This is a genomic window from Gynuella sp. (genome assembly GCF_050297175.1).
In the GTDB taxonomy this organism is placed as follows: domain Bacteria; phylum Pseudomonadota; class Gammaproteobacteria; order Pseudomonadales; family Natronospirillaceae; genus Gynuella.
The window spans coordinates 132,474-157,340 of sequence record NZ_JBNKSF010000034.1; the positions used below are offsets into that span (position 1 = coordinate 132,474).

16 protein-coding genes are annotated in these 24,867 nt (G+C 46.7%); 7 read left to right on the forward strand and 9 right to left on the reverse strand.

Annotated features, from left to right (window positions below; genetic code table 11):
* The first annotated feature begins 192 nt into the window (after positions 1 to 192).
* From ACQY6I_RS12800 to ACQY6I_RS12825, 6 genes are all read left to right on the forward strand, one after another.
* On the forward strand, positions 193 to 3,204 hold the full coding sequence (locus ACQY6I_RS12800; protein ID WP_428241878.1) for an AMP-binding protein: 3,012 nt from the start codon (positions 193 to 195) through the stop codon (positions 3,202 to 3,204).
* A 3-nt stretch (positions 3,205 to 3,207) separates the two neighbouring features.
* Positions 3,208 to 4,743: a class I adenylate-forming enzyme family protein gene (locus ACQY6I_RS12805; protein ID WP_428241879.1), complete on the forward strand. Its 1,536-nt coding sequence runs from the start codon at positions 3,208 to 3,210 to the stop codon at positions 4,741 to 4,743.
* Positions 4,744 to 4,820: 77 nt separating this feature from the next.
* Complete coding sequence (locus tag ACQY6I_RS12810) at positions 4,821 to 6,065, forward strand: alanine racemase (RefSeq protein ID WP_428241880.1); 1,245 nt, start codon at positions 4,821 to 4,823, stop codon at positions 6,063 to 6,065.
* 651 nt (positions 6,066 to 6,716) lie between these two features.
* The gene (locus tag ACQY6I_RS12815; protein ID WP_428241881.1) at positions 6,717 to 7,535 is read left to right on the forward strand and encodes an alpha/beta fold hydrolase; all 819 of its coding nucleotides are present in this window, start codon (positions 6,717 to 6,719) and stop codon (positions 7,533 to 7,535) included.
* Between the two features lie 30 nt (positions 7,536 to 7,565).
* Positions 7,566 to 7,796 carry an acyl carrier protein gene (locus tag ACQY6I_RS12820; RefSeq protein WP_428241882.1) on the forward strand — a complete coding sequence of 77 codons (231 nt, stop codon included), beginning with the start codon at positions 7,566 to 7,568 and terminating at the stop codon, positions 7,794 to 7,796.
* Positions 7,797 to 7,843: 47 nt separating this feature from the next.
* A complete protein-coding gene (locus tag ACQY6I_RS12825; RefSeq protein ID WP_428241883.1) occupies positions 7,844 to 9,517 on the forward strand; it encodes a hypothetical protein in 1,674 nt (557 codons plus the stop codon).
* 782 nt (positions 9,518 to 10,299) lie between these two features.
* Here ACQY6I_RS12825 and ACQY6I_RS12830 read toward each other — a convergent pair.
* The 8 genes from ACQY6I_RS12830 to ACQY6I_RS12865 all read right to left on the reverse strand — a co-directional run bounded on the left by ACQY6I_RS12830 (position 10,300) and on the right by ACQY6I_RS12865 (position 21,195).
* Positions 10,300 to 10,914 carry a sarcosine oxidase subunit gamma gene (locus ACQY6I_RS12830; protein ID WP_428241884.1) on the reverse strand — a complete coding sequence of 205 codons (615 nt, stop codon included), beginning with the start codon at positions 10,912 to 10,914 and terminating at the stop codon, positions 10,300 to 10,302.
* A complete protein-coding gene (locus ACQY6I_RS12835) occupies positions 10,907 to 13,930 on the reverse strand; it encodes a sarcosine oxidase subunit alpha (protein ID WP_428241885.1) in 3,024 nt (1,007 codons plus the stop codon). Before ACQY6I_RS12835 ends, ACQY6I_RS12830 begins: the two co-directional genes overlap by 8 nt.
* On the reverse strand, positions 13,927 to 14,211 hold the full coding sequence (locus ACQY6I_RS12840; RefSeq protein ID WP_428241886.1) for a sarcosine oxidase subunit delta: 285 nt from the start codon (positions 14,209 to 14,211) through the stop codon (positions 13,927 to 13,929). The genes ACQY6I_RS12835 and ACQY6I_RS12840 overlap by 4 nt, the downstream gene beginning before the upstream one ends.
* A gap of 15 nt (positions 14,212 to 14,226) precedes the next feature.
* On the reverse strand, positions 14,227 to 15,480 hold the full coding sequence (locus ACQY6I_RS12845) for a sarcosine oxidase subunit beta family protein (protein ID WP_428241887.1): 1,254 nt from the start codon (positions 15,478 to 15,480) through the stop codon (positions 14,227 to 14,229).
* 270 nt (positions 15,481 to 15,750) lie between these two features.
* On the reverse strand, positions 15,751 to 16,788 hold the full coding sequence (locus ACQY6I_RS12850; protein ID WP_428241888.1) for a coproporphyrinogen III oxidase: 1,038 nt from the start codon (positions 16,786 to 16,788) through the stop codon (positions 15,751 to 15,753).
* Between the two features lie 223 nt (positions 16,789 to 17,011).
* Positions 17,012 to 18,859, reverse strand: a complete 1,848-nt coding sequence (locus ACQY6I_RS12855; RefSeq protein ID WP_428241889.1) for a DUF4105 domain-containing protein — start codon at positions 18,857 to 18,859, stop codon at positions 17,012 to 17,014.
* Between the two features lie 60 nt (positions 18,860 to 18,919).
* Positions 18,920 to 19,405 (reverse strand): DUF3015 domain-containing protein, encoded by a 486-nt coding sequence (locus ACQY6I_RS12860; RefSeq protein ID WP_428241890.1) that lies wholly within the window; start codon positions 19,403 to 19,405, stop codon positions 18,920 to 18,922.
* A gap of 407 nt (positions 19,406 to 19,812) precedes the next feature.
* A complete protein-coding gene (locus tag ACQY6I_RS12865) occupies positions 19,813 to 21,195 on the reverse strand; it encodes an L-serine ammonia-lyase (RefSeq protein WP_428241891.1) in 1,383 nt (460 codons plus the stop codon).
* A 203-nt stretch (positions 21,196 to 21,398) separates the two neighbouring features.
* Here ACQY6I_RS12865 and ACQY6I_RS12870 point away from each other — a divergent pair, with 203 nt between their 5' ends.
* Positions 21,399 to 21,875, forward strand: coding sequence for an SPOR domain-containing protein (locus tag ACQY6I_RS12870; RefSeq protein WP_428241892.1), 477 nt, complete (start codon positions 21,399 to 21,401; stop codon positions 21,873 to 21,875).
* Positions 21,876 to 22,115: 240 nt separating this feature from the next.
* On the opposite strand, the gene tssH is transcribed toward ACQY6I_RS12870, so the two are convergent.
* On the reverse strand, positions 22,116 to 24,848 hold the full coding sequence (tssH, locus tag ACQY6I_RS12875) for a type VI secretion system ATPase TssH (protein ID WP_428241893.1): 2,733 nt from the start codon (positions 24,846 to 24,848) through the stop codon (positions 22,116 to 22,118).
* Positions 24,849 to 24,867: the final 19 nt, after the last annotated feature.

A 24,867-nucleotide genomic window follows, 5' to 3' on the forward strand; every position in this document is an offset into this window, starting at 1 on the left:
AGGGTTAGAGCATGGAGCTTCCAAGCCTGTATAAAAATGAGCTTTTTTTAAGGTCTCTAATTTGCCGTCATCAACAAACTTTCGTTCTGCCGTTGCAGAATTGGCAAGCCCTGACAAAAACAGCGGCTCCAAAGTGTTGCCATACGGTTAAGTCAGGATAGTTCGAAAGAACCAGGAGCCAGGCTGTCAGCTATGATACCCAATGAACATCCACGTCTGGATGATGTGATTCTGAACTACGCGGAAACATCACCAGACAAACCAGCAATCCGTTTTCAGAACAGGGTTATCAGCTACGCAGAGCTGAACCAGCGGGTCAACGCGCTGTCACTGTACTTATACGCTGCAGGCGTCAAACCCGGTAAATTTGTCGCTGTTATGCTGGACCCATCGGAAGACATTATCGTATCCATGCTATCCATATTCAGGGTGGGAGCCATTTATGCTCCGCTGGATCCTGAACATCCGGATATTCAGATCAAAGAACGGCTGGACACAATCATTCCCACAGTGCTGATCACTCAAAGTCATTATCAGAGCAGGGCCAACGATTTCAATGTAGCGACCATTTATATTGATGGAATGAGTGCCACAGAGGTTCACGAAACAACCCGACTCGATGGCCTGCCTGATGACCCGGCCTGTATCTTTTTTACTTCTGGCAGCACAGGGAAAGCTAAAGGTGTTCTTGGCAGCTACAAGAGCCTGTCGGCCTCCATCATTGAACCATCATCAGCGCTGGGTATTACCTCTGCGGACACAGTTGATTCTATCGCCCGTTATGCCTGGAGTATCAGCATGCTGGAACTGATGAGTGCGCTGGTACAGGGAGGAACCACACTAATACTGGAGCGCCAAAAAGCCCTGGATCTCAACTGGCTGGCACAGCAGGCCAGTCAATGTACCGCCTTTCACTGCCCGCCTGCGCTATTAAAGAATTTGTCTGAACACATTGAGCAAATGACAGATCAGTCCGCTTTCTCCAATATCCAGCTGGTTTGGTATGGCGGTGACGTATTCAGCAGACAATCCATTGACCGCCTGCACCGGGTATTTCCAAATGCGCGGGTCGCCACAGCCTATGGCACTACCGAAATTTTCGGATTGAGTCACTGCTATTTTTATCATCGAACTCAGGCTGATGAAAAAGTACTGATCGGCAAGCCGGTGGGCGCAATGGAACAACTGTTGTTAAAACCAGATCGGATGCCCGCCGAGACAGGAGAACCCGGCGAGTTGTATCTTGGTGGCTCCCGTATTGCGATGGAATATTATCAGCAACCCGAACTGACCACTGAAAAGTTCCCTGTCATTAATGGCCGACGTTATTTTTATACCGGGGATTTCGCAAGCATGGATGAATCCGGCAACCTGCAATATCTGCAACGCACGGACAGCCAGGTCAAGATCCGTGGCATCAGAATTGATCTGGGGGAAATTGATTACCACCTGAATGCTCATGAGCGGGTCAAGGAAGCAGCCGTCATTGCCAAAGAAGATGATCATGGCGACAAGACCCTGCATGGTTTTGTCGTCTTTCATAACCCGGACACTGACAACCTAAAAACCATCAGAGAACATCTACTGGCAGTACTGCCCGACTACATGGTGCCAACAAGCCTTACTGAACTTGAGCACTTACCATATACCGAAAACTTCAAGATTGATCGTAAAGCGTTGACAGGCCATCAGACGGAACCAGTCAGCAGCCCACAATCATTCAAGGACCCGCTGACATCACAGTTGGCTTTTTACTGGCAACAGACGGCACACATCTCTCCGGCCTCTGACCAAGACCATTTCTTCGAAATTGGCGGCAACAGCATGTCAGCTATCGTTCTGGCTTCCACATTGAGTCGGGATTTCAATATTTCTGTGGAAGTTGCGGATATTTACCGTGCACCCACCCTTGCCGGCCAGAGTCATCTGATCAATGAACTCAACCAGACTGCGGCAAGTACCATAACTAACGAGTTGCACGGTTGTCTGGCGCAGGTGGGCCTGTTTTTCCGCGAATTACTGGAACACCGTGATGCATCAATCACCTGTACCCGTTACATCACCCGGCCAGCAGGGTTTGACGATGATCTGCTTAAAAAAGCGCTGGCCATGCTGATCGAGCGCTACCGTACACTCAGAACATCAGTGACCCCAGCCGCCGGCCATCTTAAACTGACGTTCATGGATCCTCCAGATGAATCAGACATGATCGTGAACCGGATACCCGGAATCTGGAGCCTGCAGGACCAACGGGATATTCCAACGGTTGCCAAGCAAACATTCAAATTCAATCTACGCAAAGGTCCATTGATTGCAGCATCCTGCTGCCAGCTGGATAGTGGTGAAGAATTATTACAGCTGACCGTTCATCATATTGCAGCAGACGACAACTCAACCGGGCGATTGGCAGAAGACCTGATTCGGATTTACGACGCTCTGCTAAATAATCGAGCCATGGTTCTACAACCTCTGCGTAGCGTCTATGACGATTATCTTGCAGAACAGCAAAAGCGCCTGGATAGTGGCCAGTACGATAAACCGGCTCGCGACATTGCTCAAAAGCTACTCCAGCAACTGGATGATAATGAAGCCAATCCTCTGATTAAAACAGATAATCACTTGACCACTCCATTGTTTGATATCGCTTCTCTGAAGTCTGGCATGGCTGGCAGTTACAGCTTTACCGATGTCGTCGCTGCCATGTCATGGGCGTTTTATCATCAGTTTGGTCGCAACCGGTTCGTCTTCTGTGCTCACGTAGCCTTACGTCGGGACACCGAGGACAATCCACAGGTAGGTATGTTTGTGAACCTGCTACCGGTATTTTTATCTGTGAATCCTGAACACAACGAACGACGGCATGCTGAGCAGACCCGCCATGAGTTTGAGCAGGCAATGGGCAACAGCGACGTCCCCTATGAACTAATATTGCGAAGCCAGGAAAAACTGCGCAGATTAGGGCGTTACCCATTCGATGGTTTCGTTAATGAATTACGGTTCGAGGACGAATACCCAAATGGCTACAACAACGTCGTTGTACAACGGGCATTTGCAACCGACGGTCATGAGATCAGTATGTCGTTGATTCGCTCTCCTGACGGTGACGCCATCAAGCTAGAAAGTCCCGCGTTCGATGATGGTCAAAACATACTGCATCAACTGAATCTTCTGATCAGTCATTATCTCACCAAACTGATGGAGTGAATAATGACAACTGGAACCCAGCTGATTCAGCAATTACAGCAGTTTGCCGACTCTCAACCAAACCGAATAGCATTATCAGATACTCAGGGCACGCAAATAACCTATCGGCAGCTCTGGCAAAGAGGGTGCCAGATTGCCGCCATACTGGATCAGTACCAGGACAAAAATGATTTTTCCTTCGTACTTGCCAACAAAGGGATCTTACAGGCGGTCGCTATTATTGGCGGATTAATCAGCCAACACCCATTGGCCATCATCGACCTGCGTCAGGGCTCTGCTCGCGTCGCAGAGATGTTACAACAAGGCCGCAACCTGGTTGGCCTGATCGATAGCAACGGCCGCAAACTGCTGGACCAGTTGACTGTTAGCAACACACCGCTGCCGACAATTCATTGCCATAGCATCGACTATGAAGATCCGTCAGACGATGTCCAGACAATTGCGGGCACATTTAATCATCCGGCTTCCATGGTAACGGATATCGTTCCACCGAAAACCGCGTTAATTATTTATACATCAGGCTCCACCGGAATGCCTAAAGGGGTCTGTATTGGCAGCCCGGATCTCGATGCCCGACTGACAACAGAACAACAGTGGTTTGAAATCAATGCTCAGGAATGCATCCTGGGGGTGCTTCCGGTGAATTTCGACGTAGGCCTGACCCAACTGTTGGGCACCTTATTTGCCGGCGCAGAATATGTTTTTTGTTATTCCTGGTTTCCTGCCGATATCATCAAGCAGATTACATTGGTTAGCCCATCAGGACTGGCAATGTCGCCAATGATCTGGAAAGGGCTATTGCGGTTCAAAGATCAGGAACTGCTTTGGCAAACTCTGAATCAACTGCGATACGTAACCTTGTCTGGTGGTGCAATTGACCTGGCAGATCAGCAGAAAATCATACGTCACCTGCGACAAGCCCGGCTAATCAAAACTTACGGGCAGACAGAAATGTTTCGTATAGCCGCCCACAAAGTAGCACCCGACACGGATGCTCTTAACAGTGTCGGCCAGGCTTATCCGGGTGTCAGCTTTGTGATTCTGGATGAGCGGGGCCAACCGCTTCCAGCCGGAGAAACCGGAGTTGTAGCAGCGTGGGGAATGGGGAAGATGCTTGGTTATGTGGGTAACCAGAAAAATGATGAACCCGCCTCTATGATTCTGACAGGCGATCTCGGCCATATCGATGAACAGGGACGACTGACCATATCCGGGCGTCAAAATGATATGGTAAAAATACTGGATCAACGGGTTTTTCCTCAGGATGTCGCCCATAATCTCAAAGCCATCCTGAATGTCGCTGATGCCGTTGTCGTCGCCACAGAAGAAGCCGAGCCAAGACTGATAGCAGTGCTTGAATACGGGTCGGACCATTACCTGAGTAAACAGGCAATGCTAAAAATATTGCGCCAGCAACTTGCTTCACATCTGATTCCAAAACATTTGTATCAAATTGATAAAATTCCAGCGACGTTAAATGGAAAAGTTAACATGACGGCCATCAAAGCCTTTATTCGGGAACAAGAACAACATGCATGACCTTCAACCTCTTTTGTTCATTCAGAGCCCTTTTAAACAGCTCGCTGTCCACGAAACCGTATCAGGATAGAAACCATATGAACTTTGACAGCTATCCCCTGAAACCTGCCCTGGAAGCAAGTGGGCGTTTTGAGACACCTTTTTATCTATATAACCTGGATATTCTGGAAGACAATATAAACACACTGAAACAGGCCACCGAAGGGTTTAAATTGCGTTACGCGGTCAAAACCAACCCAAATCCAATGATCCTCAGTTGGATGAAAAACAAGGTGGAATCTGTTGATGTTTCTTCTTCTGGTGAAATCACACTGGCACGTAAGCAGGGCTGGCAGGGCCGCGACATCGAATTTACCGGTCCGGCAAAAACCGTAAAAGATCTACAACTGGCACTGCAGGAACAGATCCATTCGATTGTTATTGAAGATTTAAGTGAAGCTGAATTGCTGAATGATATCGCCAGACAACAGGGAATCACGGCCCGCATACTGATCAGAATTGCACCGGCACTGGCAGAAGAAAATTTCGGTGTCAGACTGGCTGGCAGGCCTACACAATTTGGCATTGACGAAGATAAGTTGCCACAAACGTTGTCTGCTTTACAACAATTGACACACCTGCATCTGGCTGGTTTTCATATCTACTCCGGCAGCCAATGTCTCAATGATGAATCCCTGGCTAACCATTTCGCCAACATGTGGATTATCTTCCAACGGGCCATGCAGCTCTGGTCACAACCAATCGAAGAACTCGTGTTTGGTGCTGGGATGGGGATTCCATATCATGATGGTGATAACAGCCTGAAACTCACTCACCTACCCGCAATTGCGCAGCAAATCCGTCAGGATATCGCCAGCCGCAACCTGAGTATCGAGTGCTTTATTGAAGTAGGACGTTTCCTGATCGGTACTGCCGGTTTGTTTGTTACCCGCGTGGTTCGGGTAAAAGAATCAAAAAATACCAAAATAGCCATATGCGATGGTGGCATGAATCATAATCTCGGAGCCTGTGGCCATTTAGGTGGTATTTCGCATCGTCACTATTCCATGATGAATCTGACAGGCTCTGACAAAAATATGGAAAAATATCGAATTGTCGGGCCACTATGTACTGCAATCGATACGCTAGCCCATCGGATTGAAATGCCTGAAATTTCAAGCGGGGATCTTCTAGCCATAGGCTGTGCAGGTAGTTATGGTCCGACAGCCAGTCCATTGTTTTTTATATCCCATACATTGCCAACAGAAATTTTATATTCACAAAAAGAAACCGAGAGTGGTGAATTTATTCGAGCTGATTGGTTGACACCTCCCCAACCTTAAAAGAGTTTGCGCGTATGTTAACCAATCCGGATTACACGATAACAGTCTGTCGATTTTTGTTACTGCAAAAAAAGCATCATTAACAATGTCCGCCACATACGGATTTTGAGGTCCACAGAGGTCATAAATATGCCTTTTAAGAATATTCAGTGCAGCATTACTCTCAACAAAGCATAAATCAGCAAACTGCCTGGAATCAAATTTTAAAAAAGGTATGACGGTTAAATATCAAACACATTAAATTACCCAGATAATAAAATAATTCAGGACAAGAACAGTGCATACTGAGACGAAACCAGCCATACTCTTAAATGGAAAGCTTTTATTACAAAGAGATATTTTTTACTAAAAAACAGAAATATACTAACATTCAGGAAATACTTTTAAATCCAGTATTTTTTTGCACCCGCTGACAGATATTTGTAAAAATATTCGGCACATTGTCTAAAATAAAAGAGTACGTCCGGGGGATCGCAGCAAGTAACTTTATAGATCCAGGCTAGAATATGTAGCATGTGTTTTTACCACACTAAAAACATGGAATTGCATATCGAAATTAGGACGGACTGACAACCTTTTTATTCAACCAGGTTGTACAGGACTTAAATTATGGACACGATGAGAACAACGAAGGAACACACGGTAAAGGACATGACCAAACAAGTACTCAATAAAAAAAGTCTGGTCCTTTCACTGGATAATAAACCAGTGGAAAACACAATACCCATTTTTAAGATCTCCGGCATTGGTGGTCATGTTATTTCATCACAGTTAATTGCCCGTGGTCTGTCAGACAAATGGAAAACTTATGGCTTGCTCCACCCTGTTTTCAGAGGTTATGAATACAACACCATTGAAGACAATGCACGTCTGATGGCCGAACAGATATTAGAAAGTCACCCTGAGGGTCCATATTATCTGATTGGCTATTCCATGGGAGGATTGATAGCCATTGAGATCGCCCGAATTTTGAAGAATTCATCTCATGATGCACGAGTCGTCCTGCTTGATACCAAACCACCTAACCTTCCTCCACTGAAGCCTTTAATCGTTCGGCTGCCAATCTATGCACGTTGGTATGCAGAAAAATTATATGCACAATATTTTAATAAGGGTAAATTGGACACGAAGAAAAAAGCCATTGTCACTTACGAAGACCATAATTCGATTCCAAATCTGCCTAAAACTATTAGAAAGGCATTTCAGCTTGGCAGAGAAGCTGTTAACAATTATGTTGCGTCTTATTGTCCCGTCAATACTGTACTGGTACGCAGCGAAGAGATTGCCTGGTGGGATAATCTGAGAAAATGGACACCGGATTACGGTTGGACTGAATATGTCAACCTTAAGGCTGTCATTCCCTGCCCGGGAGATCATCTCGACATGATAAGAGCAGACCAATACTGGAAAACAACGGGCGAAGCGCTAGAACAGGCATTGGATATGCTACATAATAATCCAGATACGTAATTAGCCATCAATAATTCATGAGAAATGTAAATGAGTGATTATCAAAGTAAAATCAGAGAACACATCGCTTCCGAACTCGGCATAGACTTATCATCTGTTAACGATTCAGATCCATTGTTTACCAGCGGCCTGATTGACAGCTTCGCACTGATAGAACTGCTGGCTTTTCTGGAACAGGAATTGGGCGCAGACATAGATATCGCAGATATCGATATTGACAAAATCGACACTATCGACGCCATCGCTAAATTAGTTTCCTAAACCATCTGCCCTTGGCAAAAAGGACGCACCATAAGGAGGCGGCAGTCATGATTTACAGTCTGGATATTTTTGATACTTTACTCCTAAGAACAGAACCAGCAGAAACCACGCTGCTGCGACTGCCAAAAGACTTCAGAAAAGCCAGACTGGCATTACACAGAGAGCACTATCAAAGCCAGACAATCGACCAGTTTTATCAGGACATCGGCGAGGATATTCAGCAGGAACTCAACCTTGAAGGCCAGTACTTAATAGTTAACAAGGAAATTCTAGATTTTGTCACGAGTCATCCTGATGATACTTTCGTACTAACCTCGGACATGTATCTGAATTCTCAGCACCTTCGTTATATTCTCGAAACCCTTAATGTTCCAGACTTTTATCAGAAAATATTTGTCTCCTGTGAGCAGGGTTGCTCGAAAGAAGGATTTGGCAAACTATTTGATTGTGTTGCCAAAGAATACGGAAATGAGGTCACTCATATTGGCGACAACATCCAAAGTGATTTTCAGTTTGGCTCGATCAAACTGGCACCCGCCATACATTATATGCCTGGTCTCAATACATATAACGCTGATCATTCAGATCACGAACAATATTATCGAACGTACATCAGCCAGGTTATTACGCCTCTGCTGCATATCAGCCTGCAGAAAATCAAAACACTGGTTCAACAGCAGGGTATTGAGCAATTTATTATCCTAGGCAGCGTATTTGATTTTTACAGGGATTTACTTGCACCTGAATTCCCTAATATCGACATTAAAAAGTTAGAGATTTCCCGATATAACATTCGGTTTATCAGCTATAAATATTGTTCCCATAAAGAATTCTCCCGCCTGTTTCATACCGAAAGTTTCTTAAAATATTATTTTGCCCACCACTTCAATCATGCAACAACATCTTACGTGAACGTGTTGGATAAACTCAAACATTTAGAACAGGTCATTGAGCAGGAACAAGACACACTTAGAAAAACATCTGAAAACATAGAACAAGAATTCATTCAACAGCTTAAAGAGCTGGGTATTGGTCATAAAAAAACCTTGATTATCGACTTTGGTTATCAAGGGACTTTTTGTGAACTCATGGAAAACCTGAGTATATTGAATAATAACAGCACCCACTTCTTTTTAACTGTTAAAGAGGCTAATAAATTTACCTGCCATACAGGTGTAACAATCCCATCACTTAAACTGCCAACAAAAGATTTTCGAGATCCATTCTGGATACTGGATACTGAAATCATCTTAAAAAAGGCCAGCAAAACACCTCTGGCAGGAACCGGGTATCATCAAAACAGCACAGGCTGGCCCGAAATGTACGAATATCTGCTTGCATGTATTCGACAGCATAGCTCGTCACTTTCCATTTATCAGCAGGAACAACAGGTCACAGGGTTAATATTGAAACACATTGTGAGTATAGACCGTCATTATCTGGAGTCGTTTAACTGGTTGTGCCGAAATGTTCGCTATAACAAATACAGCATCGCAGCCAATGACTCAGCCATGATTAACAAAATGAGTGGTTTTGTGCAGGTTGACATTGATGAAATTGTCAACTTTGAAAACAAAACATACAATGAAGTTTTTATCGATCCACCAGCCAATATCGACACCCTACTAACCAATAAAAAACACCCTTTCTATCACTATTATTGCTATTTAAACTCTATTCGATGGATCCACAACAATCTCAACCAAATGGATGGTGAATAGGGTAATAACTCAATCAACTTATCTTGATCAATAAAACACAATACGACATCCACTCCCCTCAGCTCCTGTAAATGACAAGATTACACTGGATAAAAAAACGTAACTCATTTCAGGCAAGCACCATCACATAGACTGGAGTTCCTCTAGCGCAGACAGACCCGAGCAGGGATGCAAGCATCAGCGGAGTATATTTGGCATCTAAAGACGTTGATCTTTTTGATGAGATAGAAATTTCACTAAAATATCTGGAGTCTTTCGAACAATTTAAAAGCGATATCCTACTGACCGGATAAGAGACTCAGAAATTTTTCAATAAATCCTGATAAAAACAGTTACCGCTAGGCCGCTTTAGTTAATGAAACGGAAAATATCCTCAAAAATGGGCAGCAGTAAGCTCACCGTGACATGTTCGAGAGATATGCCAGCGTCAAGGACAATATTAGTTACCCTCTATTGGAGCGAATCGACCTACACCAGCACCCGAAACTCCGTTGCAACACTGAATTATATTGGCAACCTGGAGTCATCCGAGACAATACCCTCAATGCATTTATATACGGCCTTTATGTTCTTAGGGATGTTGCTAATAATTGAGATGATGAGTTAGCAAAAGGACTGACTGTCTGGAAGTGGTACCGTTTGATATCTCCTCAGTATGAGGAGATCGTACTCAAACAATCTTTACGACTTACGCTGCACAGGAACGATGTTACAGATTCACAACCTAAGCTGGCCAGTGTCGTACTTGGAGAAGTCTGCCAATAAACTTCTCCTACCCTTCATCAGGATAAAACCGCTCCATATTCGCGACCAGCTTCCTGCAACCATAACCATAGATAATCCGCAAAGCTGCGTCGAACCACCAGCTCCCACTGGTGTTCGTCACAACGACGCAGTAACACCTGAGTTTTGGCAAATACAGACGTGACCACCTTACCTATCGGGAAATTACTTTCGTGGACATCATAAGGCGTCGATTTTTTCAGAATGTTTAGCGCCTCAGAGCCTGACAGCTGTATTATCGTCTGTCCCCCTGAGACATTAACAATCGCAAAATGACCACTCATCTCCGCGCGCAAGGCACATTCTATCGTAAATGCCTGTTCGATCGGTAAGGTCAGCAACCATTCATCAGGAGAAACCCAGCGTATGGTAAACTCGCCCTGAACCGCACTCAATAATACATCTGGCAACGACAATCCCGTCACTTTCTCAAGTGCTGCACTCAGGCCGCTATCCTTGTCTCCACGCAACACCAGATGCCCCAGCAGAGCATTTTCCCATAGCTGAACAGCTGCCGACGATTTTTGCGCTGTCTTATCCACATGGTGCAAAGGACTCAGTCCCGTCACACTGGGAGACCATTGGTCCATGACCACTGCATTTGTATCAGACATTTTGATGTTCCCCCTGTGGATCAATAAATACCGGGCTACAGATCTCCGCCTCAATAACACGGCCATCCGACAATGGATAAAACACCGTTTGTCCTGTTTTTTCGTGCCCTCCAACGATAAATCCCAAGGCGATACTGCGCCCGAGATTGGCACTGTAGTAACTGGATGATATATGCCCAATCATCTTCATTGGAACAGCCTGATTGGGATCAGCAACGGCCTGCGCGCCTTCGGGCAGTACGACTTGAGGATCTTTAGTCAACAAACCAACCAGTTGCTTTCTATTTGGGCGCTGACAATCATCTCTGGCCATACCACGCTTACCAACAAAACTGAACGGCTTTTTGGGTGCTACGGCCCATGGCATTCCCAAGTCATAGGGATGGACTGATCCATCAGTATCCTGACCAGCAATAATGAAACCTTTTTCTGCTCTGAGAACATGCATGGTTTCAGTACCGTAGGGTGTTAGTTTATATGCCTGACCACGCTCTATAAGTGCTTCCCAAACCTGCATGCCATAATTAGCCTGGACATTGATTTCAAACGAAAGCTCTCCAGTAAACGAGATTCTGAAAACCCTAGCAGGCACACCTGCAACCGTGCCCTGACGCCAGTCCATAAAACCGAAAGAATCACGATCCAAATCGATATCGTCACATAATTCAGCCAATAAGCGACGGCTGTCCGGACCGGATATGGTCATAGTGGCCCAATGGTCAGTCACGCTGGTAAAATATACCTCAAGTTCTGGCCACTCGGTTTGATGATACAACTCCAGCCACTGCAGTACCCGGGCTGCGCCACCGGTGGTGGTTGTCATGAGAAAATGATGCTCTCCCAGGCAAGATGTTACCCCGTCATCGAACACCATCCCGTCTTCACCACACATCAGGCCATAACGACATTTACCCACAGCAAGCTTGGCCCAGGCGTTGGTATAAATCCGCCCCAGAAACTCTCGCGCGTCGCGCCCCTGTATATCTATTTTACCAAGCGTAGAGGCATCCAGAATCCCAACCCCCTGACGCACCGCCAGGCACTCACGATTCACAGCAACGGCCATAGACTCTCCAGCTTTAGGGTAGTACCAGGGGCGTTTCCACTGCCCAACGTCCTCAAACATGGCATTATTACGAAGATGCCAATCATGCATAGCCGTGTAGCGTTCAGGATCAAACAGGTCATCACAATTCCGCCCGGCAATGGCACCAAATGTCACCGGCGTATAGTTAGGGCGAAACACAGTGGTTCCGGTTTCTGGAATTGAACGTCCCAGGGCTTTGGCAGCGATGGCCATGCCATTAATGTTTCCAAGCTTGCCCTGATCTGTGCCGAATCCCATAGCGGTATATCGCTTAACATGCTCAATGGACTCGAAGCCCTCTCTGACTGCCAGCTCTATTGCCGCTGCGGTCACATCATTCTGATAATCAACAAACTGTTTTGGGGCTCGGCTGGTTGGCTTTTGATGGGGAATATGAAACAACGCCATCGGCGGCGAGATACGAATATCAGCCACTTCCAGTTGTTCAGATAACGTCACAGAGAAACCACAATTACCGGCTGCTTCAGCCCCCATGCGCAGCCCCTCATCAAGACAGGCTGATAACGAATATGTGCCGTTAATACCACCTGCAGTCAGTTGTTTCTGTACCGTTTCACCGGGAACGAATCCGATTACGTCGTCTCGCCATACAGGTCTGCTACCGGTATGACAGGACAAATGCACCACCGGACTCCAGCCCCCGGAACTGGCAACCGTATCACATTCCAGATTTTCTATTGGTCCTTGAATTTTTTCAGAAGAAGAATTTAACTTAGCAACAGAAACAGCGGAAACCCGTGTTTTACCATGTGCTTCAGTGATCGCCGATCCCGTTATAATCCGAATACCACACTGGCGCGCCTGCTCGACAAGTTCACCATCTGCTGCGGGACGAGTATCGACAATGGCAACCACTTCGCGACCGGCATTTTGCCAGTCCATCGCAGTCTGATAGCCATAATCATTGGTTGTCATCAGAACCAACCGCTGCCCTGGAACGACAGCGTAGCGACGAATGTAAATAGATACTGCTGATGCCAGCATGCAACCGGGAATATCATTGTTACCAAAGACCAAAGGCCGCTCCTGAGCTCCAGTCGCCAGGATAACCCATTTGGCCCGGATCCTGTGCATACGCTGGCGAACCATACCGCTAGGTGCCTTATCCGCCAAGTGATCGGTTAAGCGTTCATGTACTGTCAAAAAATTATGATCATGATAACCATTGGCCGTGGATCTCGGCAGCAGCAGAACATTGTCACAGCCCTGTAATTCACTCACCGTCTGCTTCACCCAGTCTATAGCCGGAGCTCCGTCTATTTGCTCAAGACTGTGCAATAAAGAACCACCGAACTCGGCCTGTTCGTCCGCAATGATCACCCTCGCACCTGACGCTGCAACGACTTTCGCAGCTGCCAAGCCTGCCGGACCAGCACCGACAATCATGACATCAGTATGATGATTCATATGATCATACATATCCGGGTCCGCTTCGGTCGGAGATGACCCCAGACCTGCAGCTTTACGAATGTATTTTTCATAGGTTGGCCACATGGACGGTGGAGACATAAAAGTTTTGTAGTAAAACCCCGGAGGCATCATTTTTCCTCCGATTTTTCCAACTGCTCCCATCAGGTCAAATTCGACGCTTGGCCAACCATTAGTGGAACGGCAGACCAGACCGTTATAAAGCTCCTGTTGAGTCGCCCTTACATTGGGCACCTGGGTAGCAGCGGTCGCTCCCAATTGCAGTACCGCGTTGGGTTCTTCTGCTCCAGCAGCAACAATGCCGCGCGGCCGACTGTATTTGAAGCTGCGCCCCACGATATCGATACCATTGGCCAATAGTGCTGAGGCCACAGTATCGCCATGAAATCCAGAGTAAGGCTTACCGTTGTAGGTGAATATCAGCGCTTTACTGCGGTCAATGCGACCTCCTGAACCAAGACGGTTTTTTTGAGTCGTCACGATGCGGTTACCTCTGGGCGTTCACCAATTTTATAGCTTTCATGAATCACGTAAGTCACGGTATCACGAGTAACATTGAAATATTTACGACAGCCTGCCGCATGCATCCACAGCTCATGATGCAGGCCTTTTGGATTGGAACGGAAAAACAGATACCGCCCCCATTCTTCATCACTACAGGCATCTGGATTTTCCGGTCTGGTAATGTGCGCCTGACCCGCCACGTGAAACTCTTCTTCCTCACGATATTCCCGACAATGGGGACAATAGATTTGCAACATAATCAGTGACTCCTGCTAGTGGGCAACGGCCGCCGCGCCATGCTCATCGATCAATGATCCATCATAAAAACGAAACATATTGAAAGGCTTGGCCAGTTCATGTGCTTCACCCTTGGCCAATGTTGCGGCAAAAACGTTGCCTGATCCCGGTGTTGCCTTAAAACCACCGGTTCCCCAACCACAATTAAAAAACAGATTTTCCACTGGTGTAGCGGATATGATCGGACAAGCATCTGGCGTAGTATCGACGATTCCTCCCCACTGCCTGTTCATACGTACCCGACTGAAGACAGGAAACAATTCGACGATGGCCTGAATGGTATGTTCGATGGTTGGATAGGAACCACGCTGACCGTAACCATTGTAACCGTCGATACCGGCACCAATGACTAAATCACCTTTGTCCGACTGAGAAACATACCCATGGACATGATTCGACATCACCACTGTATCCAGAACCGGTTTTATAGGTTCTGACACCAACGCCTGCAATGGATGCGATTCCAGCGGTAGTTCGAAGCCCGCCATCTTCGCCATCACACTGGAATTACCAGCGGTCACACAACCGATGCGATTCGCTTTGATAACCCCTTGATTACGCGTCTGCACACCAACAGCGGCACCATCTTCAATGACAATATCGGTCACCTCACACTGTTGTATCAGGTCCACCCCTAGCGCATCTGCCGCACGGGCATATCCCCAGGCGACTGCATCATGCCTTGCCACACCGGCCCGTGGCTGCCAGGAAGCTCCCAATACCGGATAACGGCGGTTGGCAGAACAATCCATGAGCGGCACCAGCTCTTGAACCTGACGGGTATCAAGTACCTCCCCATCGACACCATTCAAACGATTGGCATTAACCCGACGCTCGATATCACGCATATCCTGCAAGGTATGGCCAAGATTCAACACCCCCCGCTGGGAAAACATAACATTGTAATTCAGGTCCTGTGACAACCCTTCCCATAATTGCATGGCATGTTCATACAGACGTGTGGCTTCATCCCAGAGGTAGTTTGAACGGACAATGGTGGTATTCCGGGCCGTATTACCTCCCCCGAGATACCCTTTTTCAATTACCGCAACATTACTGATGTTATGTTCTTTAGCGAGGTAATAGGCAGTTGCAAGACCATGCCCACCACCACCGATAATCACCACATCGTAATGTTTTCCGGGTTTAGGATTGCGCCATACCCGCTGCCAGTTTTCATGATAACTCAGAGCATGTTGAATCAGCCCAAAGCCGGAATATTTTTGCATATTTGCTCCTCACAACAATGACCGGTTCAATGAAACCGGCAACAGCCCTTCTGGCTCCTGGGCTAGACTGATGCGATTGTGCGGACAGCACCGACAGGGGAGTTAACCAATTACGACATGGATTTGTTTGTTCAGGAACATATCGGCTGAAAGCCGACAAATCATCCCTAAACGGCACAGCTATAAAATGCGACACCACAGAAGTGATAAGCTTGAGGATATTTTGCAGCGGACAGCAAACGAGTCACCATCCACTCGGGGGAGCATCTGTCAACGATGATTCTGAACAGTCGGTGGCACCACATGACCGGTAGCCTGCATAGTCAGTGCCTGAGGGTTTTTTTGATAATGCCGGCGTACAGCCTCAGCCAAACGCTCCTTGGTAACATCAACAATCTCGGCCCCTGGATCTTCTGGAATTTCCGCCACGATGGCATCCAGCAGTTCATCCTGAGGAGAGGGCATCTGCGCGCGCCAACTGCTTAACAACGCTTTATTCACCCGCGCCGGCAGAGACGCCAGTATGCCAATATCATTCTGGCTATGCACCAGCAGCCCAGAGGTGGTGCCACGATCCAAAGTCAGTACCTGAAACAGGTACAATGTGTGGTAATCCAATTGCTTTTGACGCGCTTCGTCTGAGTATTCGGGGCGGGTGTCTAAAGCCCGGGCCAGGATCTGGACATAGGTATCAATGGCCGTTTCCCCCATTCTCCGGGCCAGCTGATAATCTGCATTGGCATCTTCCGTCCGATACGCTTCAAGGTAAAAGTGACTGACTCCACGATGCCGCTTTAATGCGGGGATATAAAAATACTTATCCCCTTGCGCAGCACCTTCCTGATATATATTTCCGGCGACTGCCTGCAGACGTTGCTCAAACAGTTGGCGATCTTCTTCAACTGGATTGGACGGATTCAAGTCAGCCATAATTCGCCAATAACCTTCACCGTTTTTCATTTCGGTCCAACTGATATGGATATGAACCGACGGGGCATTTGGACTTATGGGATGAATAATCGTAGAAATGGCCGTAGCGGAATCAAGGGACTTTTCCGGATTACCACTGTAATGCACATGCGAGACATTAACCGATCCACGGTTAAAGATACCCATGGTGGGTGCCATGTAGCGAATTCCTCCTCCGTACAGGCCACCATCCCGCAGCCATTCAAAAGGCTCAAAGACACCTTTATCACCATGGCTTTGATCCAGCGCTTCAAGCTTGTTAACGAAACGCTGTTGCAGGGAAGTCACCAACCCATTGGCACGCTGGGCAGTGACTGATTCGGAATAGGTTCTTAACATAACTGTGCTCTGCTAGCTTCTAACGATAATACGGAGTATATCCCAACATTGGTGAGGCATGCCCGTCCGGTTGACAGAAGTTGTGGCCTGTTTACATAACCTGCCTGACACGTTATAGACCCCTTAAAACTTGGCTTATCTCACGCAGAACGTGTCAACTCCGCCCATAGGCAGCTCCCTCTTAAAGCCGCGTTGACATGACGAAGCAACTTTCAAAGCGACACTAAAAATACCAGAGCCCAGTCAATTTACCGCTTAACTGATCATCTCCCCAGCGTTGATAGGATAACTCTGAACGCAAAGCCAAGTTTCGCTGAATACTCCACTGCCAGGTTGCGGTAATTTCGGAGTGGTCAGGGGTGGCAGAGTTAAACAGTGCCAGCCACTCACCTTCAACCCCCAGACGATGAGAGCTCCCCCCTGGCACGAGCACTCCAGCTCGTATTCCCAACCCTGGTTCAACCTCGTCATCCGTTAGCGCACCATAATTGATTTCTTCCGCTACCAGGCCATAGAGATGCAGACCGTCTGCTGCTCCAAAAGCCTTACCAAACCCCAGCTGTGCCAGACCTCTCCCATACTGGCCAGGGCCCTGGCGGTCATAACCGGCCTTCACACTCCAAGCCAGACTACTGAATATTCGATTGCTCGGAGCCAAAGCCATGGAATCAACCAGATAAAAACGATCCAGGCGCAAGTGCCAGTCCTCGTCCAGACTGGCCTGAGCATCAAAGAAACTGATTTTTGCTCCTGGAATATAACCTGCCGGATTATCGAACATATCGTGATACGCCGCGCGCCACTCGAACCCAATACGGTTTGAATCATGCTGATAGGCGTTGTAGGAAAAGCCAAGCCGGGTGGATCCATGTCCCTGCTCTGGTGACACGTCTGGCCGATGTACAGGTGAAAACGGAGAACCTGAATCAAGCATACTGCGCTGATACAGCAATCGAGTTAACTGTTTCGCCGTAACATCCCGCGCCAACCCTTCATCATATAACTCAAAATTCAACCATTCATAGGCAAACTCAATAATGGCTGCTCGTTCTCTTTCGGTAAACTCTTCTGCCGACGGATAGATCCCCTGTTTGGCCAATTTTGCGGCAGCAAACAATCGATCATCAATTTCCCGGTACTCATGCAGCAAACGGGTTCCAAATGCCGGCCGATAAGCTGGCGGTTGCGTCAGGCCTGAGTGCACTAACTTTGCAACAGTATTAGACGGAATTGCGGCAATATCAAAACCATCTACTAACGACAAATCATCACGTGCCAACTGTAATAGAGCCAGCAACTGATAAGAGCAGTTTTCATCCAGAAAAAAATAGTCAAATTCAGCCTGCTGCATTTCCCATAGATGCAACAGCACGCGCTCCACTTCCTCGGGAGTAAACAAAAGTTTGTACTCCCAGATATCACGCGACTCAATATCATTGTACTCACGTACTTTGCGGTAATAAGGCATGACCGTAAAACGTCCAGGATAACTACCAATCAACCCCTTTAACGCATATACAGCGGGATTGTCATGAGTATCCGGTTCAGCAGCAAAGTTAATCGCAAATGCAACCAATTCCCGGCTACGAGTTTGGTCGCGGGCATCAACACGCAACAGCGTATGACCAAACATGGAAGAAGGGTTGTTCATGTAAGCGGTCGGAAACACCAGAGTTAGCCCCTCAGGATCAAGGGCCTGTCGCCAAGTATCAAGTTCAGGACAATTCAACTCCGCATCACGTTCCTGCTGCGCTTCCAACCATGTATAACGTGCCGGAAACTTACATCGCATGGCTGTTGCTGCAGCGATATCATCGCTGTATAAGGCTTTTAGAGTGGCATTAAGTTCTGACAATGGATCATATTTGCCTCCATCTGCCAAAAAAAAAGAATCCGAATCCGCGGTACTCACATAACCCGAAAAACGTCCCTGCAAATAGTGTCCGAGCTTTAACCAGTATTGACTATGAGCAAGCTGCTGAATATCAAGATCAGGCGGAGCCGCCTGTGCGTGAGAAAATAAATTGACTGAACCCAGAAAAAACGTCGAAATAAATATTAGTCTGATCACATTCGTTCACAAATAAAAAGTGCCCTCTACGGGCACTTAAATGGATGTTTTCTGAATGAATTAAATTGCGTAAACAGAAAGAGCTTCGTCTTTGGCAACCAAAATATTCAGATTGTTCAGAACTTCATTGGAAGTCACATTCTCTGAACTGAACACCTTCACAAAATTTTCTTTAGCCAATTGATTGAATGCTGGCTTATCAGCTTCCTGAACGCCCCAGACTTCAGACAAAGTTGAAAGCGTTTCACCTTCACCTTTGGCAATATCACGTGCCAGGTTATCCATATTGCCGTCAATGAACAAAGCCAGTTTTTCAGCAGAATCAACTGTACCTGTTCCATCACAACCCAATGTACCAAAAGTAATACCGAAGGTCTGGTTACCAGAAGTACCATTGGTGGTTGCACCGAGAACTTTATACACCTTGCCGGTTTTTCCATCAAAGATCATTGTACCGAGACCACAACCGATATCTTCATCAGCCATTGCAAAATGAGACAATGGAAGTGTCGTAGCCAAAGCAGCTACCGCAAGCAGTTTTTTCATCATTACTCCTTATGAATATTGCCTAATCTTGAATGTAACAAAATTGTTACCATCCTCAGATTAACTTAAGATATTAACAAATTCAAAGTTTATGTTTGCCGACTCGTTTTTCTCACTTCATTCTGCTACAGACATCTAAAAATCCATGAGTTTTTTTGAGTCATAACTATCAAAGTAGCAGGTTTTACAAAATGTGATAAAAAAATTCAGCTGGCAAACAGTCAAAAAAAGGTCGGAGAAATATTTTCGGTTCAGCTAACACGCTAAGAACATGATTCATTTCTCATTTTTTAACACATGCTCTGCCTGGATAATTATATCTCCTGACCGTTCAGTCAGATAATATTTATAAAACTGAGTAGTTTCAAAAAACCACTCTTGAACTTGGCCAAAACAGCAAGACATGTTTAGCACTCAATGACATTCACGGCCAATCCACCGCGTGAAGTTTCTTTATATTTTTCCAGCATATCCCGACCAGTATCACGCATGGTCTTGATCACTTTATCAAGGGAAACAAAGTGCTCTCCATTGCCTCGAAGTGCCAGCGCGGCGGCATTAATAGCCTTCAGGGAGGCCATAGCATTTCGCTCTATACACGGGACTTGTACCAGCCCACCTATCGGATCACAAGTCAGCCCTAGGTTATGTTCCATACCAATCTCAGCCGCATTTTCAACCTGAAGAGGGCTCCCTCCGGTCGCTTCGGCCAAACCTGCAGCGGCCATAGCGCAGGCAGACCCAACTTCTCCCTGACACCCTACTTCTGCACCCGAAATCGAAGCATTTTCTTTAAATAAAATACCTATTGCCGCTGCACTCAGGAGGAACTGAACAATACCGTCCTCGTCTGAATTAGGGCAAAAATTATTATAATAGTGTAATACCGCAGGAATAATCCCAGCTGCACCATTGGTCGGAGCAGTCACTACCCGTCCTCCAGCAGCATTTTCTTCGTTGACCGCCAGCGCATAAAGGTTCACCCAATCCATAGCTCCCAACGATGGAGTGATCATATCCATACGGGTACGGTTTTTCAGTTCACGATGCAACGAAGGGGCACGCCGTTTGACTTTTAGTCCACCCGGCAAAATACCTTCCTGGCGAATACCACGGGCAACACAATCCTGCATCACCTGCCATATTTGCAGAATGCCCTCCCGAATTTCCGCTTCAGTACGCCAGACCTGCTCGTTAGCCATCATAATGTCCGCAATCGTCAATCCCGTCTGTTCACAGATTTCCAACAACTCCTTGGCAGTGGAAAACGAATATGGCAACGACGTGGAATCCTCAACAATCCGATCAGCACCTGCAGCTTCTTCATCAACAACAAATCCTCCGCCCACGGAATAATAGATCTTATGTACAAGTTGATGACCACTGGCATCCCAAACCGTAAAGGTCATACCATTAGCATGATATGGTAGTGATGTCTGGCGATGGTAGACCAGATCATCAGCTTCAATAAAAGGCAGTTCATGTTCTCCCATCAGCAAAATCCTGCCACCAGCCAGGATTTCATGGCTACGAGGCTCGATAATGTCCGGGTCGACGGTATCCGGCAAATGCCCCTCCAGCCCGAGCAATATGGCTGGTCCGGAACCATGCCCTTTACCGGTCGCACCAAGAGAGCCATACAATTCCACTTTAATTCGGGCTGCTTGAGACAGAAGCCCAGCATCCACCAAGGCACTGACGAACATCTGAGCCGCTTTCATAGGCCCCACGGTATGAGAACTAGAGGGTCCAATACCGATCTTAAACATATCAAATAAACTAATTGCCATTTTTCAATGCCTTGAACAAACGAGTAAAGCGATATCATGACGGAATGTTATATCGGTATGCAATCAGTAAGATCAAGTATCAATGAACACACAATACAAGTGATCAAAACCTCATGCCTACATCCATTTTATGACAAGGCTATATTGCCACCACCGCAGGGTTATGGCAGATTGCCAGACTACCCTGTGGGATGACTCAGAATATGTTTGCCAAGCTTGGTTTGGTCATACTTATTGTTTTGTTTGGTGCCAGTCTCTTTGTCGCCGGGACGATGGCACCTGAAAATATTGCCGACCCTGTTCGGGAAACAGGTAAAAAGATTGTTAACTGGCTTGGCGGGCAGGATACAGAACAAACTGACAACCCTCATCAAGGTGACTCCACTATCATCACTTACAGCAGTTTAATTCCTGCAGCCGGCAGCTCTGAAAACCAGAGCTACGGTATTCAGATAGGCTTGTATGCTACACAAAAAGAAGCGGACACAGCAGCGCTGCAACTCACTGCCAATAATTATGATTTTAAGGAAATACAGGTCAGGGATAAGCTCGATATTGAACGCTATCTGTTGATTGCGGGCCCTTTTCCTACTCTGAGTTTGGTACAATTCCAACAACAGAGACTTCCTCAGATACTGGGGTTAAGCGCACCGCTCAATATTCTGTTGTTCCCACAATAACAAAAACCTTACTAAACGGTTTGATGGTATGTCGCTAATAACTGGATGGATGAATTGCCAGCTCAAAGGGCCTGAATAGAAAGAGAAATACAACTTTCTCGTGTGCTGATAGATCACTCCCAACGTTTACACGTAAACAAATCATTCATTTATAGCAACTCTCCAATCACTTCAAAACAGAACGGCACAATAGGTCTGGTCTCTCATAAACCTACTCGTGCCGCTAAATATAAAATTGAGTTACACTTGGGTTTTCGTTGGTTCAGGTTGTCGATCCAAAAACAGGATACTTAGTTGATCGTTTTCATCAACATCCAGCAACAGAATATCGGGGACATCTCCCTCTGCAATGTAATGCAACAGTTGATTGGCTATGCCAGGCATAAGCTGCTGCTCAATAATGCGGTTAACCAGGCGCGCACCTGATTCACTGACCCGGCACAAGTTCAATAATTGCTCCATCGCACGGTTGTCACATCGCAGTTCAATTTTATACTCCTGCTGTAAACGCTGTGCCAACTGATCCAGCTTCAATTGAATAATACCTGTCAGCGCATCCTGATCCAGAGCCATAAAAGGGACCAACTGCATCCTGGCTGCCAGTGCTGGTGCAAAGTGTGCCGATACAACTGGTTGAATCAACGAAACCAATTCCCCCGCTGTAGGCGGGATAAATGCCGTTTCCTCTGAAGAGTTGGTTTGTTCTGCCGCCTCTTCAACAACCTCATTCTGTTCCTCCAGCGGTGCGGGTACACATCTGTTCTGAATCAGGTTAGAGCCGAGATTCGACGTCATCAGAATAATAGTGTTTTTAAAGTCTATTTCACGTCCTTCGCCGTCCCGCATAAAGCCACGATCAAATACCTGGTAAAACAGGTTCATGACATCAACATGCGCTTTTTCAACTTCATCCAGAAGCACAACAGAATAGGGCTTTTGTCGGACAGCTTCTGTCAGAATCCCGCCCTGACCGTAACCAACATATCCCGGTGGTGAGCCTTTAAGCTGGGAAACCGTATGAGCTTCCTGATACTCACTCATGTTGATAACCGTCAGAGAACGTTCACTTCCAAACAGATGCTCTGCAATTTTCCGTGCGGTCTCTGTTTTACCGACACCACTAGGACCTGCCAATAAAAACACCCCTTGCGGACCATCAGTCGTTCTGAGATTTGCTTTGCTCGACCGCAAGCTTTGACCAATGATTCTGAGCGCATCCCCCTGACCAATAATTGCTCCACTCAAAGCGGACTCGAACGTCAACAGGTTGTGGAGTTCATCTTTGACCATACTACCAACAGGAATACCGGTCCAATCGGCAATAACATCGGCAATCGCCATATCGTTTACTTCAGGCTGTACCCACGGGCGCCCCTGCTGGATTTCAGACAATGCTGCACGTTTTGCCTTGGCCTGTTGCAACAACTCCGTGACATCCTGTTCTGCTCCGGAAACAATTGCCTGCGTATCCGACTGAATCTGTCGGACCAAATCATTCTGGGAACGCCATTCAAGTTCAGCCGTAGTAGCTTCGGACAGAGTATTGGCCAACTCTTCTTTTAACTGGCGGATCACATCCACATCAGCCACCAATCCCTGTTTGTCTTCTTTTTCCAAGTGACCTAGACGGTCTTCCAGATAAACAATGCGAGACTTTAGTCCTTCCAGATATTGAGGTTGTAAAGACTGCCCCATTTTCACCCGTGCGGCCGCTGTATCGATCAGGTCAATCGCCTTATCTGGCAGATAGCGACCATTAATATAGCGATCAGACAACCTGACGGCAGACTCAATGGCTTTATCCGTTATATGAATCTGATGATGCGATTCATAGGCCTGTTTTAATCCTGACAACATATGTATGGCGGCTTCAATAGTAGGCTCTTCAACCTTGACCATTTGAAAACGACGTGCAAGCGCAGGATCCCGTTCAAAGTATTGTTTATATTCACTCCAGGTCGTCGCGGCTATCGTTCTCAATTCACCTCTCGCCAAAGCAGGCTTCAACAGGTTGGCGGCATCGCTCATACCTGCTTCACCACCCGCCCCGATCAAGGTGTGGGCTTCATCGATGAACAGCATGACTGGCATTTCAGCACGAGTAACTTCTTCAATTACCTGCTTCAGTCGACGCTCAAACTCACCTTTTACACCTGCCCCTGCCTGCAATAGGCCCAGATCGAGAACACATATGCGAATATTCTTAAGGAATTCAGGAACATCGCCTTCCACGATACGCAAAGCCAGCCCTTCCACAACGGCCGTTTTACCGACTCCCGGTTCACCGACCAGAATTGGGTTGTTCTTGCGCCGACGACACAGAATATCAATGGCCATCCGAATTTCATCATGACGACCGTTAATAGGATCTAACCCACCACTTCTGGCTTTTTCCGTCAGGTCTGTAGTGAACTGGTCAAGGGCTGTCTGCTCTCCTTTATTCTTTTGCGACGCAGAAGAGGAGTGTGGTGTGGTTCTGGATGATCCACCCCGTCCTTCCTCAGAAGAAGAAGTGATCTGATCGAACTGTTCATGCAAGGCTTCCAGCTGAATTTTATCCAGTGGAGCAAAGGCATTATAGCTTGGCCAAGTTGCGGCCAATTGAATAATTGCTTCCAGAACTCCGGCTGAATCGATGATCTCCGGAGTATAGTGCAATGCATTAACTAAGCAGGCTTTTTCCAGCAGTTGATATAGCATCGCTGAAATCGCAGGCTTACCCTCATGAAAGGTCCGCTGCTGGTTGATGTTTTCAATCAGGTTATTCCAAAGCCTATCCTGATCCACCGAAAAATACTCAAGGATACTATCGATATGACCGCGACTGCCCTCTTCTAAAAGCTTCAACAACAAGTGTTCTGGCAATATTTCTTTATGCCCACGACTGGCAGCAAAACCGGCCGCAGCCTCCATAGCCAGTCCGCAATGTGAATTTAGTTTGTCAATTAGTACGCGTAATGTACGATTATCCATAATATAGTACTCCCTTAAT